We start from the raw sequence: 16,445 nt of genomic DNA, 5'->3' as shown, positions 1-16,445 counted from the left end.
GATCAAACTCTTCAGTTTAATCTCTGTTTTTCGACAATTTCTTGTCTATGTCATTTTACTGACATGTCGCTCACTCAAAATACTGACAGTTCAGTGACTCATTTCTAAATCACCGTCTTGCTTTGTTATTTCTTGTGAACACTTGCTATATTATTTAAGCATGCCAACTAACCTAAGTTAATTGGTGCGCTTCACCAAGTGCCCACATTTATTGACTGTTAATTGTTAAAGAACTGAAATCTTTTCTACTCAACCAGACTACTTATTCATCCGGTTTTGCGTCGCAGCGTTGTGTGCGTCAGCAGCAGAGAAACGAGATTATGGGGCACTTCTTCTTGCCTGTCAACACCCTGCCTTCTTTTTTCGCTTCGGTTTAAATCTTTTAGATTTATTCCTCACTACTCTTCAGGCTATTCCCAGACCAGGCTTTCCGCGGCATTGCTGCGCTCAAGCCTCCGTACCACTCCATCTTCGCCCGCTCTTCAGCGGGAGGCGGACTATAGCAAATTTACGGGGGGCTTTGCAAGTTTTTTGCGAAATTATTTATTGGGTTCTTTTCTTGCGTGATCATATGGCATTGACGTGGGCATCAGATGCAAGGATCGGTCCTCTATCAATAACGCAACTGATTTAAGTATCGGCTTTCTATACAAGGAAATCTTTATATCAAAGCACATGCGGTTAAAATACTGGATTCATCAAACCACTAATCAAAAAGCGATAGGCTTGCTTATATATAAGTAAGTCATTTTTGCCATTAGTGTCATCTGGACCGAATTTATGTTGCGCATTACCGATTTACAACTCCCACTGGACCATGCCGAAGACGAGCTGAAAGCAGCCGTGCTGAAGGAATTGGGTATCACTGAAAAAGAGCTGATCAACTTTACTGTATTCCGCCGCAGCTATGATGCGCGCAAGAAGACAGCGATCATCCTGATCTATACCATAGATGTAGAAACGACGAATGAAGCTGCTCTGCTGGCCAGCCACAGAAACCGCACAAAATTGTCGGAGACGCCGGATACGTCCTATAAGTTTGTCACACATGCGGATGGCAAACCCTTCAAGCGTCCGGTCGTCATCGGTTTTGGCCCCTGCGGTTTGTTTGTGGCACTGCTGCTCGCTGAAATGGGTTTTCGTCCTATCGTGCTGGAGCGCGGCAAAACAGTACGTGAACGTACCAAGGATACCTGGGGCCTGTGGCGCAAGCGTGAGCTGAAGCCTGAATCGAATGTACAGTTTGGTGAAGGCGGTGCAGGTACTTTTTCTGATGGCAAATTATATAGCCAGATCAAGGACCCCAAGCATTATGGCCGCAAGGTGCTAACTGAGTTCGTCAAGGCTGGCGCACCAGAAGAGATCATGTATGTCAGCAAGCCACATATAGGCACCTTCCGCCTAGTGAAGATGATAGAGGAGATGCGTCACAATATAGAAGCATTGGGTGGAGAAATCCGCTTTGAGCAAAAAGTGACGGATATTGATATTGTCGAAGGCAAGGTTCAGGGCGTGCAACTGAATGACGGTGAATATGTAGAGTCTGCGCATGTGGTACTGGCGATAGGCCATAGCGCGCGCGATACTTTCAAGATGATTGCTGACCGCGGTGTCTACGTGGAAGCGAAGCCGTTTTCCATAGGTTTCAGGGTAGAGCATCCGCAGTCTGTCATCGACAAGGCGCGCTTTGGCCCAAATGCGGGTAATAAGATATTGGGTGCAGCAGATTACAAGCTGGTACATCACGCTAAAAATGGCCGCTCTGTATACAGCTTCTGCATGTGCCCAGGCGGCACTGTGGTGGCAGCGACTTCTGAGCCGGGCCGTGTCGTGACCAATGGTATGAGCCAGTATTCACGTAATGAGCGCAATGCCAACTCGGCTATCGTGGTAGGCATTACCCCTGCAGATTACCCTGGCGATCCATTGGCGGGTATAGATTTGCAAAGAGCGCTGGAAGAAAAGGCTTATGAAGTGGGCGGTGGTAACTACAACGCACCAGGCCAGCTGGTTGGTGACTTTTTGGCGGCCCGCCCCTCTGCTGCACTGGGCACAGTAGAGCCATCTTATAAACCAGGCATTACCTTGTGCGACCTGGCACGCGTGTTGCCTGAATTTGCGATCACAGCAATACGCGAAGCCTTGCCTGAGTTTGAGAAGAAGATCAAAGGCTTTGCAATGAAAGATGCAATTTTGACTGGCGTGGAAACACGTACCTCTTCTCCTATCCGTATCAAGCGCAATGACGATGATTTGCAAAGCTTGAATACCCGCGGCCTGTTTCCGGCGGGTGAAGGTGCTGGCTATGCAGGTGGGATTTTGTCAGCCGCAGTAGATGGCATCAGGGTGGCGGAAGCGGTTGCTCTTGATATTCAGGCAAACACTTAAAATACGACGAAAAAAATGGCAGAAACGGAATTCGTTTTTGCCATTTTTCTTTTACAAAAGCTTTAACCTAAAAGATCTTCGAGTCCTGCACTCAACTCTGCCAGCGGCGGCATTTCTGCCAGAATGAGCTCTGGCTTGATACCGAGTTTTTTTGCCACTTCTGTTGGGAAGGTGGCTTCACGCTCTTCCTGGGAATAATGACTTTCTTCCCCTCTTGCACACCAGGAAGCAATATGGACGACCGCACCTATCTGGTCAAATTCTGACTGCTGCAGTGGTTCGCCACAAGCTTTGATGGCGGTTGCAAAAGTGTCGGGGAAGCGCCAGCGCCTGGAAAGCTCGGCACCGACATCAAAGAAATCGTAGCCAAAAGAGGTGCGCTCAACATCTGGGCGGCGTGGGTCCAGAGGCCCGGCAGTTTTGTCGACTTGCAGCATTTGTTCCGGCATACCTGCATGCATGACCAGTTGACCTATACCGTGCATCAAGCCGACAGTAAACGCGAAGTCTGAATTGCAATGGGCTTTTTTTGCCAGCCATTTTGAGACCACTGCTGTATGCAGGCTGTAGCGCCAGAATTGCTTGAGGTCGACTCCAGGCATGGACTTGAAGCCACTGGTCAGGCCACTGCTGACAACCAGAGTGCGCACCGTCATGAAGCCCAGCATGAGCACAGCATCATCGACAGAACCTACAGTCCTTGAGGCATGGTAATAAGAAGAATTTGCCAGCCGCAGCAATTTTGCACTCAGGACCTGATCTGCAGACAGCTTGCGGGCAATTTCGTCGATGGAGACGTCATCATTATTAAAACTGTCTATGACCTCCTGGACGACCTTGGGTATTGATGGCAAAGCATTTTGCTGCTGAAACAGAGTCTCGATTTTCATAGGGCATCTCCTTTGGGGATGTAGATCGTAGATCATGAGGTCTTAGCCTCATTATTTCCGGAAATTGATACACCTTCAGCAAATTTTCCTTATTCGTGGAAAGAATGCACATTGCTATCAAAAATCATACTCTGATATTGGTTTTTCAGAAATCCTTTTTTGCTGCTTGCGTTGCTTTACATAAATTCGTCATCTGACTTTTGTCTTGTTTCTTTGCTTCACTTATGGGTAGACATGGTGGTAAAGTACTTTTAGCATCATCGATTTTGGATCAGTTCATCAAGTCAGAGCAAGCAGACAGGAGACACATCATGCAAAACGCCATAGAACTCGCAGCACAGGTTGGTGAAGAACTCAAATCCAAAAAACTTATACTCAGCATTGCAGAGTCATGCACAGGCGGCGGTGTGGCGCATGCCATTACAGAAATTGCCGGTTCCTCAGAATGGTTTGATTGCGGTTTTGTTACCTACTCCAATTCCTCCAAGACGGAATTATTGGATATACCAGCTGCCTTGATAGCACAGCATGGCGCAGTCAGCGAAGAGATCGCCGCAGCCATGGCACAGGGCGCGCTGGCCAATTCTGAAGCACATATTTCCTTATCCACCACAGGCATCGCTGGCCCTACCGGTGCGGTACCTGGCAAACCCGTCGGCACCATATGCTTTGGCTGGGTAGTCGGCGGCAATACACACACGGAGAGACGAGTGTTTTCTGGTGACAGGAAAGCCGTGCGTGAACAGACTGTGGTCCATGCCCTGGATAAATTACTGCGATATATCAAGGAGTTATAAATGCAGACATCATCCACCCTTGTGCAGACATCCGTACATGCAGGCCGCCTGCAAGTCTTGCTGGTGGATGATGATACTGAAATTACTACCCTGCTTGCCAGGTATCTGGAAAATTTAATATCCGCAGCATGGCCGTGCCAGATGGCAAGGCTATGCGCACTGCGCTGCAGACGCAGGCCTTAGTCAGGCAGCACGAAATTTTGAAGTAACAGATTCAAATAATCACTGCGCCTGTTACACGTCTACAATTTTCTTGCAACTACCAATGGCCAGAGCATCGCTATCAGCGCCTGATCAAGAAAAAAGGTCCATGTTTTTCAGACATGAACCTTTTTTCTATCAAAACGACAGCTACTCTCTGTTCTGCACAAGTAGTTCATTAATCAATACAGATTCTATTTTGTCGGTTTGCAAGGATTGATTCAGGCCAGTTTTAAGCTGAGACCTGACGGTATCGAAACCTTCTTCGCTATGCAAATCGTCCGGATCTATCTTGGCGAATTCGATCTGGAATAAATTCGTCAACAATTTCTTGTTTTCATATAACCAGTCGCTATCTTCCGTGCGCACTTGTATGGTGACCTGCATGCGCACTACCTGGCCATTCAGGTTTGCTACTTGTTGTGGCAGGACGAAATAGCTAAGTCCGGCAGCATTACTATTCACGCTGCGGATATAAAAGAAAATCGCCAGCATGATGGCAAAACCAACCAAGACGATTGCCGCAGCATAAGCACCAAAGCGGTCGCCTGCATTATTCTTTTTTTTGACAGGCTTTCTTTCGAGCGCTGGTTTTTTGGGTGTTTGAACAGGTGGCGCGCTACGTATAGGAACAGCCTTGGGAGCTGGTTTGGCTTCTTGCACATCATCATCCGGAACAGGCACTGGTTTAGGCGCGCTGCCATCTATGGCTTCAAAATCCAGTTGTGCACTAAGAATACTGGCCTTTGACCTATCTTTAGACATGACTACCTCATCTGACCAGGGCATGGGTATTTATCCGCGACCGGGCAATTACATTACCATAGGGAAATTTTTATAACTGGGAAAGCATACACTTATTTTACTCAATTTCTTCAATCATCAGCGAATACATATCAAACTGACGGCTTGTCATGAACGCATTATATTTGTCATATTAGCTACAATAATCAGATTGGCCTACACCCGCCATTCCTGTTTCAGCCCGACAGAATCACGCCGTAGCCAACGCTTCGTTACAAACTAAGGGTGTAAAACAAGGGCTGATTTAGCTATCATGTCGACATTCCCTCCGCACGACATTGCAAGCATGACCACATCCGCCCTTCCTAAAGTCAGAAACCTGAGCATAGACAATATCAAAGCTGTCTTGATATTTCTGGTTGTCTTTGGCCATCTGATAGAGATTTATGTGGGCGAAGATCATGTGCTGCGTTCCATCTGGATTTTTGTGTATTCCTTTCACATGCCCATGTTTGCGCTGATGTCAGGCATGTTTTCCAAGGCACAGTGGGATGATAAAAATGCCACTCAACTTATTTCTACTGTCCTGGTACCGCTGATAGGCTTTGAAATTATCTATGAGGCGACCGAGTTTATCTTGAAAGGCAATGCCAGCGTCTATGCTGGCCTGGTCGCACCTTACTGGATGCTCTGGTACTTGCTGAGTTTGTTATGCTGGCGCTTGCTGCTGCCCTTGTTTTCACGCATGCAGTTTGGCGTGATGCTGGCAGTCGCGCTCTCGCTGGCGGGCAGTTATTCTGAACATGCAGGTTACTTCCTCGGCATATCGCGCACCCTTATCTTCTTCCCTTATTTTTTATTGGGCTGGAAGCTGGGGCAAGATGTATTCAGTGTCAAAAAAACTGAAAGACTGTGGTTCAGTGCAGCCGTTGTCATTGCCGCATTCATTGGTGCTTTTTTGCTGAAGAGTGATTTTGACTATCGCTGGTTCTATGGCAGTTATTCCCTGCATCGCCTGGAAATGGCGAATCTGACAGGCAGCATGTATCAATTATTGCAATATGCCACGTCTACAGTCATAGGATTATCAGTACTGTATTTACTGGCGCAAAAAGAACTGGGCCTGGCCAATATAGGCAAACGTTCGATTTATGTGCTGGTGTGGCATGGTATGGCGCTGATTATCTTGCAGGAGACTGGCGTATTGCGCGCCATTTTCAAGCATGAGAACACCATTGCCCTGGCAATATCAGTCTTGTTGTCCATGCTCATTACCTGGGCATGTGCGCATGAAAAGACTGAAATGCTGACCAAGCGCTTTATCCTGAACCCCTTGAGCTGGCTATTGATACCTCAAATACCACAGCAACCAGCAGTCCAGCCAGTGGTGATTGCGACTGAAGCACAGGACAAGACTGTGCATCAGGAACCTTAAGAAAAAATCTTGAGAATATCTTGGAAAGCAGTCTTGCCCGTATCTTCTTTGGATATTATCTGGATATTATTTTTCTAACCGGGTTTGTATTTTGCCTTCATCAAATTGCTGCGGATTTTTGCCAGAAATACCGCAGTAAAATTCGCGTATCTTTTCCATATCGGCAGTAATGTCACCGCTTAGGGCAAACATTTTGCCTATGCCGCCAGCCTTGCGCTTGAAATCCAGATAACCCAAGGCAATCGGTACCCCTGCACCTTGCGCGATGTAGTAAAAGCCAGTTTTCCAGTGCGTGACTTTGCCGCGTGTTCCTTCTGGCGGCACGATGACAGTCAGCCTTTGATTGGCATGAAAAGCATCAACTGTGCCCTGCACCAGATTGCCGGACTTGGCCCGGTCCACAGGGATGCCACCAAGCCAGCGCATGATATGGCCCAGGACAGGCGGAAACAGGCTGGATTTACCCATCCAGTACACCCGCAAGCGCAGGGCAAAGCAAATCATCAGGGTAAAAGGGAAATCCCAGTTACTGGTATGCGGTGCTGCAATCAGGACATATTTTTGTTCGGCAGGAACGATACCCTCCACCTTCCAGCCTGCCAGCTTCAGGCATAACACCGATAGCCAGCGCATGATGGTATTAATGATGGGAGTTTCAAAAATGGTAAGATGCATGCCGTAAGTCTTTGATAAGAAAAGAGAATTCTGCCTTCTCTTCAAGCAAGCGGCATTATAGTGAGCAGCAGCAAAATGGGAAATAAATATCTGCTTTTTTAAGATAAATTAACGAAAGCACTCATCCAGCCTCGCCGCGGCTATGCACGGACAATACAAACTGCGTTCAGGTCTTCACCCAGCTCAGGATACCTTCCCATTGCGGCAAGTCTTTTTCTACTCTTGAGGGGGCGACGTCCCATAGCGTGGCGCCATGGGCAGCCAGTTGTATATAGTTTTGTGTATCCCGCAAGAAACCCAGCACTGGCAAACCCAGTTGATCTACATAATGCTCGAGTTGTTCAGCCGCCTTGCTACGGGTATTTACCCGCATGCCCAGTATCCCCACCTGATAGCCATTCTTCTTGTGCTGGGACAGGCTTTTGAGAAATTCTTCCGTGGCCAGGATGTCAAAAATAGAAGCTTGCAGAGGGACGATGATCTTGTCTGCAGATTTGAGCACAGCGTCAAGCTTGCTACCTGTCAAACCAGCAGGGGTATCGAGGACCACATGCGTAGTGCCCTTGGGTGGCTTCAGGACATTACCGTCAGCGATATCCCAGGGCTGTATCTGTGGCAGGTTCTCAGGCCTCAAGGATAGCCAGGTGCGGGACGACTGCTGCACGTCAGTGTCGCCCAGCATGACCTTATGCCCGCTGGAAGCGAAATAGCCAGCCAGATTGGTGGTTACCGTACTTTTTCCTACCCCGCCCTTGGGATTGACGATTGCAATGACTGGCATGTCCACTCCTTGTTAGAGTTCAAGAACTGCTGTACCTGCTATTGACGAACGCATACTTCATACGCAGAGATGAAATAAGCTCCAGGCATTTTAACCAGAGCCTACACGGATTTCACCCATAATTTCATCCATCAAAACCAAAAATGGCCAATACCGCAACGAAAACCCAGCAAAAACTCAGGAAGGCACCAATAAAGCCAGTTGCTCAGGTGTCAGATAAGACCATTCCCCCTCTTCCAGCTCCAGTGATTCCAGCGTCAATTTGCCTATGGTGGTACGTTGCAAGGCGGCACAATGATTACCTGCGGCTGCCAGCATGCGCTTGACCTGGTGATACTTACCCTGTTCGAGTACGATTTCCAGCAGATTCTCGCCCAGCTTCTGGCAATGTATTGCGGCTAATAGCTCTGGTTCGTCGTGCAGCTTGACGCCCTTTAATAATAAATTCACCAGATCTTCAGTCACCGGTTCAGCCGTAGTTGCCTGATATACCTTGGGCACATGGCGCTTGGGTGAGGATTGCGCATGGATAAACGGGCCATCGTCAGACATCAGCAACATACCGGTCGTGTCATGGTCGAGGCGACCGACTGGTTGCACATCACGCCAGCTAAACTGCTCTGGCAAGAGAGTCAGCACGCCAGGATGATGACTGGGCTTGCGCGAACATTCAAAATTGGCCGGTTTATTGAGGACGATATACACGCGTTCGCGAAACTCCCAGTCTTCATCAAAAATATGAAACTGCAAGCCCTGGGTTTCAAAGCTGGTTTTGACGTTGCGTATTACTTCTCCATTGATGGAGACTTCGCCATCTTCCACCAGATCGCGGCAGTATTTTCGGGTTCCAAATCCTTGCGACTGCAGGATTTTATCTAAGCTTAGTTTTGTCATGACGCGACTTTATCAGATGTATACCTGCTGCGGCTAGTCACGCCATCTGCTTTCATTCAAGCACTGCAGTTTCATCTGCCATCATCTTCGGCTGCAGGGGCAAATTCATTTTGAATGAAGTCCCTTTGCCCAGCTGACTTTCGACCGAGATATTGCCGCCAAGTACACCAGTCACGAGGTTGTAAACGATATTCAAACCCAGGCCACTCCCGCCCTGCCCGAGGCGGGTGGTAAAGAAAGGGTCAAAAATACGGCCCAGATTGACTTCGGCAATGCCTTTGCCATCGTCGCGCACGATAATTTCAACCGTATCCTCGTCAGAAATACGTGCAGTAATAGTCACAGTCCCGCGGAAATCGCCTTCAAAACCATGGATAAATGCGTTATTGATCAGGTTTGTCATCACCTGGCCCAGTGGCCCAGGATAACTGTCCATCATCAGCTTGGGTGGCACATGATGAACTATGTCATGGCGCGTCTTGCGTATGGTCGGCCCCATGGTCACGATAAGCTCTGACAGCATTTCATCGAGCGCAAAGACACGGCGGTTGGCGCTGGTCCTGTCGACAGCGACTTGCTTGAAACTGATCACCAGCTCAGACGCCTTGCTCAAATTGCGCAGCAGCAAATCAGCACCCGTCTTGGCATTGCGCAAATATTCTTCCAGCACAGAACGGCGCAGGCCTTTGTCAAATTCAATCAGAACGGCATCGGTATGCTGGGCCAGGGTGCTGGCTACAGTGACACTGGTACCTATAGGGGTATTGAGTTCATGGGCGACACCTGCAACCAGTGAACCCAGAGCGGCCATTTTTTCTGTCCTGAGCAATTCCCGCTGGGCGCGCTGCAGGTTTTCCAGCACGATGGTCAATTCACTATTGGCAACTTCCAGAGCCTGGGTACGCTCAGACACCCGGCGTTCCAGCGTGGTATTCATATTGCGGATTTCCTGCTCATTCTGGCGTTTTTCAGTAATATCTTCCTGCACCAGGATAATAAGCGGCTCATTGCCAAGACGTATCATGCGCCCCGACACCTGGCAGAGAATGATCTTTTCTTGCTGGCCGCAAGTCAGCCAGGCTTCATAGTCATGAATTTCACCGTCACGCTCAACGATGCGCAAGATTTCATGAAAATCAGCTTCGTTGCGCCAGAGCGCTTTCTGGGTTTCGCTATCCCCCAGAATTTCATCATGTGACCAGTAAAACTGCCTGACCCAGGCATCGTTGACATCAATCATGCTGTAATGCTGGGCCTTGCGCAGCACCGTCATGGCAACGGGGGACGCCTGGAAGATGCCGATGAACTTTTCTTCAGTCACCCGCAAAGCCTGCTCTGCCCGCAAGCGTTCATTGAGTTCCTGCTGCAAGGTGATGTTTTGCGCTTCACGCTCGGTGATCAACCTGCCGAGATTGAGCCGCATTTTATCCAGACCCTGGGCCAGATTGCCAAGCTCATCCTGCCGTGCCCATTCCAGCGGCTGGTCCAGCTTGCCACGCGCCAGCCTGCCTGTCGCCAGTTGCAATTCCATGATAGGCCTGACGATGCGACGCTCAAACAATAACCAGATCAGAATGAATGAAAACACGACTTGCACCAGCAAGGCTACGCCCAGCTTGAGAAAATCTGCCCACAATTCTTTTTCTATATGCTCGGTAGTCAGCTCCAGCATGACACTGCCTATGACCTTGGTTTCCAGCATGATGGGGCGCTCTTCGCGCAGCAACTTGGCATCGGCTTTTTTGAATTTGCTGCTGTGCGCGAAAATAGACTTGGACTCGTCCAGCACTTCTACGCTGACCACTTCCGGGTTGCGCATGACGGCCTGGATGAATTGATTGGCGACGGCCTTGTCGAGAGTCCAGACGGGTACAGCCATACCACGCGCCAGCATATCGGCATACTGCGACATGGGATTACGCACGCGCAACTGCAATTCACGCTCGTATCTGTCCTGCACCAGGAAACGCCCCAGAACTATCGCAGGCAATACGATACCAACCACAACGCCAATAATAAGAATTTGTCGGAGGGAGAGTGTACGCAATGGTTTACCTGTTGTTTGCGGCGATTACTTGGATTGTTGTTTACGCCACAATTGTATATTTGCGGTGATTAATTTGCTCATCACGTTTTGCTTGTCCAGCTTGTAAACAGCCTTGGCAATACGTCCACGCATTTCTGGCGTATTGCAGGCTGATTTATGGGACAGCGTCAAATATAAATTTTCATTCGTAATCGGTGGCGCGACAGTTTTCAAGCCTGAGATATTCAGCTTGGCGACATAGGCCAGGCCAGGATCTTCTTCATAAATCAAATAATCAGCACGCGACAGGCTTAACATCTTCAATGCCTGTTCGAGGCTGGGGACCATGGATATCTTCAATGATTCCTTGGCATAACGGTCAAACTCTTCACCAAAACTATTATTGATGACGGTCACACCCTGCTTGCCAGTGAGGTCAGACCATTTTTTATACGGCAGGTTGTAATTACTGCGGGTCCAGATAACGGTGCGGGTTTCGCGAAAAGCCGGATAAAAATAATCCATGTATTCCAGCCGGGGCTGGGTGAAAAAAGCGCCTGCCAGTAAATCAACGCGGCCGAGTTTTGCTTCTTCCTGTACACGTCCCCAGGGACCGACATATTTGATATCTATAGGGATGCCAATTTCCTTGGACAGCAATTGTATCCACTCGGCATTCGCACCTATCAGACGGTTTTCATCTTCAGGGTCACGCCATAGATAAGGGGGATATTCAGGATTACCAGTCGCCAGCAAAGTCTTGCAAGCTTCATTGGCGTGCGCAGTTGAACTAAATGCCATTGCAAACAACAAAGCTGCCCCGCAAAACAACTGTAGCAAGGCATTGTTTGAATGAATAGCTTTGTAAGATTCAAGCTTCATAGCACGACCTTCTCAGCATTAAACAGGGGGAATAGACGCTTAAGTCTAACTGCTGGAATTAGGCTTGGCAAGGAAGTAGTTGTGAAGGAGGAACGGTTTCCAAAAAGAAAATAATTCCTCCAAATGCTGATGATAAGTGCAAGATTCTTATCATATTGAAATCAGCCGGAATCAACAGGAATCAGCTTGCAGAGGTCTGTATTATCCGGCCTTATTCATTTTCCATCTATGCAAATGAGTACAAATGAGCTTAGCGACGAACGATGGAATTACCATTTGCCCTGACGGCATCACCTGACATCATCACTGGTTCATGATCGAAAACATAAGTTTGTCTGTTGCCATTGTCAAAGGCAACGGTCACATTCCACACCTTGGTGGTTTTCACTTTTTGCTCTATCTTATGTCCCGCCAGCGCACCACCTGCCGCACCTGCAATAGTTGCCAGGTCGCGCCCGGTACCGTTGCCCACCTGGTTACCCAATATGGCACCGGCTACACCGCCTGCGATCACACCTAAAGCACCGCCCTCGCCTTCCTTGTCCTTGACTTCAACAGAAACGACTTTGCCGCAGTCAGCGCATACAGGCTCAACCCTGGCATTGACTGGCGCAGCCACTGGCTTGCTCATGTTTTGCTTCGCTACTGCCAGAGAAGTATTGTATTCCGCCTTGGCATCGCGCAGGCATTGCATTCTGGCTGCAGAACTACCTGCATCAGCACAGAGTTTTTTATCTTCGTTGTAGCGTTGAGTCGCACGCTTGCTGTCTGCAGCGTACTGCTGTTTGGCAGTCATATTTTGCGCAAAGGCACCAGTCACGGCCACCAACATCAAGCTGGCTACCAGTAATTTCTTATTCATGTAAAGCTCCTCAATTAATCAAAATATATGTCGCAAGGCGAAACATAAAGCAGTTAACGCCTCAAAGCAAAAATTGATGACGTAAATTACAATAGTTGACAGTTACACATTCTCCTGATGTCTGCGGGCATAAAAAAACCCGTCATTGCGACGGGTTTTTTTTATGAATACGCCAGGGCGATGATCAGATTTTAGCCTTGACCAGTTTGCCCAGTTTTTCTATGCCTTCATTGATACGCTCAGGCGACACCGTCACGAATGACAGGCGCAGGGTATTTTTCTCTGGATTATTGGCGTAGAAAGGACCACCAGGAACAAAGGCAACATTTTGCTGAATTGCTTCATCCAGTAATTGCTTGCTGTCCATATACTCAGGCAAGGTTACCCAGATAAACATGCCGCCTTCTGGCTTGGTCCAGCGCACACCTTCAGGGAAATGCTTGCTCATGGCTTCCAGCATGGCATTACATTGTTTTGCGTACAAAGTACGGATGGTAGGGATATGTTCACTCAGGAAACCATCCTTGATGACTTCATACACCACCATTTGTGTCAGTTGTGCTGTGTGCAAATCAGCAGCCTGTTTGGCTTGCTCCAGTTTGCGTATCAGCGGCGTCGGGCCAACCACATAACCCAGGCGTATGCCAGGCGTCAGCACCTTGGAGAAAGAACCCATGTAGATCACGCCGCCAGGATTCATGTTCAGCATTTTTGGCAAAGGTTCGCCGTTATAGCACAGGTCGCCATATGGGTTATCTTCAACCAGCGGGATACCCATGCGCGCGCAGGTTTCCACCAACTCATAGCGGCGCTCTACCGACAGCGTGCGACCGGTTGGGTTCTGGAAGTTAGGCAAGGCATACATCAACCTCGCACCAGCACCTTTGGCGGCGACTGAAGCTGGCACCAGGCCATGGTCATCAGTATCGACTGATTCAAATTCAGGGCGATACACAGAAAACGCCTGCAAGGCACCGAGGTAGCTTGGTGTTTCCACCAAGACCTTGCTGCCCTCGTCCACCAGCACTTTGCCCAGCAAATCCAGGCCCTGTTGCGAACCCGATACCATCATGATCTGGTCAGGCAGGATTGTTGAGTCACTGGTAGACAGAGAGTCAGCCAGAAATTCACGCAAAGGAGCATAACCATCAGTAGGGCCGTATTGCAGGGCTGACTTGCCTTGTTGTGTCAGTACCTTGTCAAAGGCAGCGCGCATGCGCTCTACAGGAAACGTTTCTGGGGATGGCAATCCACCGGCGAAAGAAATCACTTCAGGACGCATGGTCACTTTTAAAATTTCCCTGATGGCAGAGCTTTGCAACTGCTCGGCGCGGTCAGAAAATTTCCACTCTATGGGGCTGGGATTCTCAAGTTTCATGCGGGTCTCACTATCTCTCGTTTAGGATTGCCATCTCGGGCAAGCTTATTGTTTTATAAAATTCAGGCGATCTCGACGATCATTTCAATTTCTACGCAAGCACCCAGGGGAATCTGGGCAACGCCAAAGGCTGAACGTGCATGCTTGCCTTGCTCACCAAAGATTTCACCGATGAGTTCAGAAGCGCCGTTCGTTACCAGATGCTGCTCGGTAAAATCAGGTGTGGAATTAACCAGGCTCATGAGCTTGACGATGCGTTTGACACGATTCAAATCGCCGCCACAAGCTGCCTGCAAAGTGGCAATCAGATCAATTGCAACTGCACGTGCTGCCAGTTTGCCTTCTTCAGTAGAGATATTTTTACCCAGTTGACCTACCCATGGTGCGCCATCTTTCTTGGCAATATGGCCGGACAAAAATACTGTATTGCCAGTTTGTGCATACATAACGTAGGCAGCAGCAGGTGTCGCGACAGCAGGCAATTCGATATTTAATGCTTGGAGCTTTTCGTAAAATGACATGTCTATTTTCCAGAAAAAAGCGCAGCAGCCCTCACTGATGCACTAGAGATAATTAAATTTTTATTATTATTTTCTGCAAGTTTTAAAAGTTTGCAGAAGTCCAACCCATATTCAAACCGATACCGTTTTGATAGGACGTACGCAAAATTGTCCCAGCAAGGCATCAGCGACGAAGACAGTACTTCAGTACCGATTTTTGCTAAATGCTGGAGTTGCAACGCAGCTGGGGCAGTTTTGCGTACGTCCTATCATACCAGTCCTCTATTGTAAGCCCGCTAGGAAGCGATTAACACCCCCTAGTGCATGGCTTATGACAGATTAAATTTGGTCAGTCAGTGCTTTGCAAGAAAATCACCGTTGAATATTCATGCGTCTCCCCAGCGCCACTACAACGATGACCGCCAGTGCAAAAAAGATTTCACGACCAGTCAGGACTTCCCCCAGGATCAAGGCAGCCCCCAATAAACTCAAAAATGGTTGCAACAATTGCACCTGACCGACACGGGCAATACCACCTATCGCCAGCGCCTTATACCAAAAGAAAAATCCTATGAACATGGAAAATACCGAAACATAGGCAAAACCAGCCCAGGCCCGGCCAGAAGCCTGTACCCCATAGTGCCAGCCCAGCCAGGCCGTCACCGGCAATAACACAGGTAAAGCCAGCAGCAAAGCCCAGGAAATCACCTGCTGCCCGCCCATGCTTTGCGATAGCCTGCCACCTTCGGCATAGCCCATGGCTGCAGCAATTACGGCAATAAACAAGGCCAGGTCGGCAAACTGAAATGAACCGCCGCCCTGCATCAGCGCAAAGACGATCACCAGGCCACTGCCCAGTACAGCCATCACCCAGAAACCCGTCGACGGTTTTTCATTAAAGCGCAATGCTGCAAACAAGGCGGTTGCCAGTGGCAAAATGCCCAACACTATGGCCCCATGCGAAGCAGGCACATAAGCCATTGCGACCGAGCTGAATAATGGGAAGCCAACCACCACACCCAGAGAGGTGATCAACAATGGCTTCATTTGTGCACGTTGCGGTAATTTCGCGCCCTGCATCCACAATAGCAGGCCAGAACAACAAGCTGCCACCACAGCTCGCCCCAGCGCCACGAATACCGGATTAAGTTCTGCCACTGCCATGCGGGTGAATGGCAGGGTCAGGCTAAAAATCACGACACCGATCAGGCCCAGGGCCATACCCTTGTTTTCCTGGATCAGCATGACGGACCTGCCTTTCTACACTGTGGGCTGAATTTCATTGTGCACTCACCAGCATGGGGTAAAGCGACAACACCAGTAGCAAAGCCATGCCATAGTTAAAAATGCGCAGATTGCGTTCCACTTTCAGCAAGTGCCTGACTTTGGCACCAAACAATGCCCATAAGCCTACGCTGGGCAAATTGATGACTGCAAACACCCCGGCTGCCAATGCAACAATCAAGAAGCCACTGGTTGCCGGGATATAGGTACTGAAAGCACCCAGCGCCATGACCCAGGCCTTGGGATTAATCCATTGAAAAGCAGCAGCACTCATGAAACTCATGGGGCCGGATTTATGCGCATTCTCCGGTAATTTATCTTCCAGAGGCCCGGCATTGGCTATATTCCAGGCCAGATAGAGCAGATAAGCAGCACCAGCCCATTTCAGCACTGCGTACAGCCATGTGAAAGTCGTGAACAGGCCAGCCAGCCCAACGCCAACCGCCAGAACCAGCACCATGAAACCTATGCTGATGCCCAGCATATGCGGCAGAGTGGCACGAAAACCAAAGTTTACGCCCGAGGCCAGCAGCATCAGGTTATTCGGGCCTGGTGTAATGGAAGATACCAGCGCAAACAAAGCAAAGGCCATCAGGGTATCAATTGCCATGTCTTACTCCGCGTTTGTGTTCCGGCTGACAATGATCAAAATTCTGTCGTTCATTCATCTTGTATCTCCCGTTTTTTGCTGTAGTGTTGTGCTATCCT

Annotated in this window: 16 protein-coding genes; 4 read left to right on the top strand and 12 right to left on the bottom strand. The window is 48.9% G+C overall.

Annotated elements, in window-relative coordinates; all coding sequences use genetic code 11:
- Positions 1-780: 780 nt before the first annotated feature.
- Positions 781-2,388 carry an NAD(P)/FAD-dependent oxidoreductase gene (locus tag DFR42_RS21645; RefSeq protein ID WP_110257114.1) on the top strand — a complete coding sequence of 536 codons (1,608 nt, stop codon included), beginning with the start codon at positions 781-783 and terminating at the stop codon, positions 2,386-2,388.
- A 62-nt stretch (positions 2,389-2,450) separates the two neighbouring features.
- On the opposite strand, the gene DFR42_RS21640 is transcribed toward DFR42_RS21645, so the two are convergent.
- Complete coding sequence (locus DFR42_RS21640; RefSeq protein ID WP_110257113.1) at positions 2,451-3,278, bottom strand: HDOD domain-containing protein; 828 nt, start codon at positions 3,276-3,278, stop codon at positions 2,451-2,453.
- Between the two features lie 311 nt (positions 3,279-3,589).
- On the opposite strand from DFR42_RS21640, the gene DFR42_RS21635 reads away from it, so the two are divergent.
- Together DFR42_RS21635 and DFR42_RS21630 are read left to right on the top strand one after the other, a co-directional pair.
- On the top strand, positions 3,590-4,075 hold the full coding sequence (locus DFR42_RS21635) for a CinA family protein (RefSeq protein WP_110257112.1): 486 nt from the start codon (positions 3,590-3,592) through the stop codon (positions 4,073-4,075).
- The gene (locus DFR42_RS21630) at positions 4,076-4,258 is read left to right on the top strand and encodes a hypothetical protein (protein ID WP_110257111.1); all 183 of its coding nucleotides are present in this window, start codon (positions 4,076-4,078) and stop codon (positions 4,256-4,258) included.
- Between the two features lie 168 nt (positions 4,259-4,426).
- Here the strand turns inward: DFR42_RS21630 and DFR42_RS21625 are convergent, their stop codons facing one another.
- Positions 4,427-5,041, bottom strand: a complete 615-nt coding sequence (locus DFR42_RS21625) for a flagellar basal body-associated FliL family protein (protein ID WP_170133623.1) — start codon at positions 5,039-5,041, stop codon at positions 4,427-4,429.
- Between the two features lie 325 nt (positions 5,042-5,366).
- Here DFR42_RS21625 and DFR42_RS21620 point away from each other — a divergent pair, with 325 nt between their 5' ends.
- Entirely contained in the window at positions 5,367-6,455 is a 1,089-nt protein-coding gene (locus tag DFR42_RS21620; RefSeq protein WP_170133622.1) for an acyltransferase family protein, read from the top strand.
- A 66-nt stretch (positions 6,456-6,521) separates the two neighbouring features.
- On the opposite strand, the gene DFR42_RS21615 is transcribed toward DFR42_RS21620, so the two are convergent.
- The 10 genes from DFR42_RS21615 to DFR42_RS21570 all read right to left on the bottom strand — a co-directional run bounded on the left by DFR42_RS21615 (position 6,522) and on the right by DFR42_RS21570 (position 16,347).
- Positions 6,522-7,130, bottom strand: coding sequence for a lysophospholipid acyltransferase family protein (locus tag DFR42_RS21615; RefSeq protein ID WP_110257108.1), 609 nt, complete (start codon positions 7,128-7,130; stop codon positions 6,522-6,524).
- A 166-nt stretch (positions 7,131-7,296) separates the two neighbouring features.
- Positions 7,297-7,911 carry a ParA family protein gene (locus tag DFR42_RS21610; protein WP_110257107.1) on the bottom strand — a complete coding sequence of 205 codons (615 nt, stop codon included), beginning with the start codon at positions 7,909-7,911 and terminating at the stop codon, positions 7,297-7,299.
- A gap of 177 nt (positions 7,912-8,088) precedes the next feature.
- Complete coding sequence (locus DFR42_RS21605; RefSeq protein WP_110257106.1) at positions 8,089-8,805, bottom strand: pseudouridine synthase; 717 nt, start codon at positions 8,803-8,805, stop codon at positions 8,089-8,091.
- Positions 8,806-8,857: 52 nt separating this feature from the next.
- Positions 8,858-10,852 carry an ATP-binding protein gene (locus DFR42_RS21600; RefSeq protein WP_146218940.1) on the bottom strand — a complete coding sequence of 665 codons (1,995 nt, stop codon included), beginning with the start codon at positions 10,850-10,852 and terminating at the stop codon, positions 8,858-8,860.
- Positions 10,853-10,876: 24 nt separating this feature from the next.
- The gene (locus DFR42_RS21595; RefSeq protein WP_110257104.1) at positions 10,877-11,713 is read right to left on the bottom strand and encodes a substrate-binding periplasmic protein; all 837 of its coding nucleotides are present in this window, start codon (positions 11,711-11,713) and stop codon (positions 10,877-10,879) included.
- Between the two features lie 250 nt (positions 11,714-11,963).
- Complete coding sequence (locus DFR42_RS21590) at positions 11,964-12,575, bottom strand: outer membrane lipoprotein (RefSeq protein WP_110257103.1); 612 nt, start codon at positions 12,573-12,575, stop codon at positions 11,964-11,966.
- A 184-nt stretch (positions 12,576-12,759) separates the two neighbouring features.
- Positions 12,760-13,953: an aminotransferase-like domain-containing protein gene (locus tag DFR42_RS21585; protein ID WP_110257102.1), complete on the bottom strand. Its 1,194-nt coding sequence runs from the start codon at positions 13,951-13,953 to the stop codon at positions 12,760-12,762.
- 62 nt (positions 13,954-14,015) lie between these two features.
- Positions 14,016-14,474, bottom strand: a complete 459-nt coding sequence (locus tag DFR42_RS21580) for a RidA family protein (protein WP_110257101.1) — start codon at positions 14,472-14,474, stop codon at positions 14,016-14,018.
- A gap of 351 nt (positions 14,475-14,825) precedes the next feature.
- Positions 14,826-15,698 carry a DMT family transporter gene (locus tag DFR42_RS21575; RefSeq protein ID WP_245937042.1) on the bottom strand — a complete coding sequence of 291 codons (873 nt, stop codon included), beginning with the start codon at positions 15,696-15,698 and terminating at the stop codon, positions 14,826-14,828.
- Between the two features lie 34 nt (positions 15,699-15,732).
- Positions 15,733-16,347 (bottom strand): LysE family translocator, encoded by a 615-nt coding sequence (locus DFR42_RS21570; RefSeq protein ID WP_110257100.1) that lies wholly within the window; start codon positions 16,345-16,347, stop codon positions 15,733-15,735.
- Positions 16,348-16,445 lie beyond the last annotated feature (98 nt).

This window comes from Undibacterium pigrum, from assembly GCF_003201815.1.
Taxonomy (GTDB): Bacteria; Pseudomonadota; Gammaproteobacteria; order Burkholderiales; family Burkholderiaceae_D; genus Undibacterium; species Undibacterium pigrum.
The sequence above is the reverse complement of the archived record's forward strand: the minus strand, read 5'-3'. Positions and strand labels throughout refer to the sequence as shown.